Annotated in this window: 2 protein-coding genes; both read left to right on the top strand. The window is 63.7% G+C overall.

Going from position 1 to position 2143, the window contains the following annotated elements; genetic code table 11:
* Positions 1-270: 270 nt before the first annotated feature.
* Entirely contained in the window at positions 271-933 is a 663-nt protein-coding gene (locus tag D2T30_RS22780) for a hypothetical protein (protein ID WP_128210645.1), read from the top strand.
* Positions 893-1993, top strand: a complete 1101-nt coding sequence (locus D2T30_RS24290) for a DNA cytosine methyltransferase (RefSeq protein WP_128210644.1) — start codon at positions 893-895, stop codon at positions 1991-1993. The genes D2T30_RS22780 and D2T30_RS24290 overlap by 41 nt, the downstream gene beginning before the upstream one ends.
* Positions 1994-2143 lie beyond the last annotated feature (150 nt).

Below are 2143 nucleotides of genomic sequence, written 5' to 3'. Positions count from 1 at the left end.
TCTCAGCGGCCGACCCGGGCGCGGTGGAGCCCTTCGGCCTCGATATCTCCTATCTGCGGGATCAGGTGCGGGTGACGCCGGTGTTTTCGCTGCGCGGGCAGCGCGCAGGCGATCCGTTCCGCATCTATGGCGAGGACCCCGACGCCCTCTTCATCCTGATGCCGATGCGTGTGTGAGGGGGCGATCGATGACAACCGCCCTTCTCCTCGGCCTCGCCATCACCGCCGCGCTGTTCGGCGCGCTCGTCTCCCTGATACGGAGGGATAATCCATGGCCTGCACCTATGAGTGGTTCATCCGCGATGTTCGCAACCACGTCATGACGATCGAACTGGATCAGGGTGTGCATCGCTCGATCCTGTTCCAGCGGCCGGGATCTAGCGCCTACCATTTCAGGTTGAACACTTGGCCGGGGCATCTGGCGATCAGCGGAGACATGGGCAGCTATACCTTCCGCCGCTTGCACAACATGTTCAGCTTCTTCCGCTTCGCCGGGCCGGAATACGACAAGACGGATCACATCAACCCCGACTACTGGGACGAAAAGCTGACGGCCGTCAGTGCGAGCGAAGGCCACGAGGAACTGGACGAGGCCGCCTATGTCGACGCGGTGCGCTCCATGCCCAACGGCCACATCAGCCACATGAACCTGTCCCATGCGAAGCGCGTTATCCGCGAGTTCCACTACGACGATGATCTCGATGCTGGTGGCTATGATCTCCAAGGCGCACTTGATCGCCTCTATCGGTGGCGGTGTCCGGTAACCGGAGAGTGCCCTTTCAGTGAAGTATGGGATTATCGGCTCACGAGGCAGGCATTCCATCTCGTCTGGTGCATGCGTGCCATCCAGTGGGGTATCAAGCAATACGACCTGCGGGCACAGGGACGCGACCATGACAGCTTCATGCGGCGCGTGCTGGCGGGGGAGGTGTGATGTGGTGCTACCTCCCCGGCCCCGAAACGGGCTTTCCCTGTGCGCCGGAACCGGCGGGCTCGACCTTGGCGTCATGCTCGCCGAACCCGGGTTCCATACCCGGTGCTGGGTCGAATGGGCCGAGTATCCCCGGGACTGCATCATCGCCGCGCAGCGCGCCGGATACTTCGCTCCAGCGCCCATCTGGGATGACGTCACCACGTTCGACGGCCGACCGTGGCGCGGGCGGATCGACACCATCCTCGCAGGGTTTTCCTGCCAGCCGGTCTCTCTGGCGGGAAAGAGAAAAGGTGCCGATGATGAGCGATACCTTTGGCCCGAGGTTGCCCGCATCATACGAGAGATCGAACCTGACTGGGTCTTTCTCGAAAACGTCCCCGGACTCATCCCCCTTGGCGGTGAAGCCGTGCTGCGAGAGCTATGGGAAATGGGCTGGACGCCTGCGTGCGGTCTATTCAGCGCGGGCGAAACAGGCGCGACGCACGAACGCCAGCGCGTCTTCATTGTGGCCCACCGCGACCGCCAACAGCTTCGCCCAGACCGCGGAGAACCCGGCGCCGGGACAGACAGGGGGAACGACGCTGGCCGGAGCTGCGGAACGGATCTGGTCGACACCCCGAGCGTCGGACGCGGAGAAGGGCGGCCCGAACCAGAAGTTCGGAGCGGGCGGGATACCGCTGCCAGCGCAGGCGGCGCAGTGGACAACGCCGAGCGCGTCGGACAATCGACGAAGCGGCACGATCACGGACGCGATGAGCGGCACCAGTTTGGCGCAACAGGTCAACACGCTCTGGCCGACGCCGGCGGCGCGGGACCACAAGGGCGAGAACGGCCCGGCCCCTCTGGTGAATGGCACTGGCCGCCTGCACATGGATCAGCTGCCGAACGCGGCCGCCCACGGCTTCACCCGCCCGGACCTGCCGATATGGACGGGTGGCGGCATGCCCTCGCCGCACGCCCCGATCTCGCGCCCTCTCTAGGCTTGAATGACGCGCTCATATGGGCGAACCGTCTCTCGCAGGATCTGGAAACCGCCGATCGAGGCGAAGGCGAAACCTGAGCAGATGGAAATGTTCGGATGATTTGTCCTCTTAACCTTCTTTCCGTGCTATTTTCGGGAAGGAGGAAGCCGCCATGGATGTATCATCGAAGACCATGAAGTTGCCACGTGACGCGGCCAGCAAGGTTGCGCAACAGCGGATGAGCGTTC

The sequence above is a fragment of the Paenirhodobacter populi genome (genome assembly GCF_004022215.1).
Classification (GTDB): Bacteria; Pseudomonadota; Alphaproteobacteria; order Rhodobacterales; family Rhodobacteraceae; genus Rhodobacter; species Rhodobacter populi.
Note: the sequence above shows the minus strand (reverse complement) of the source record. Positions and strands in the feature narration are given on the sequence as shown.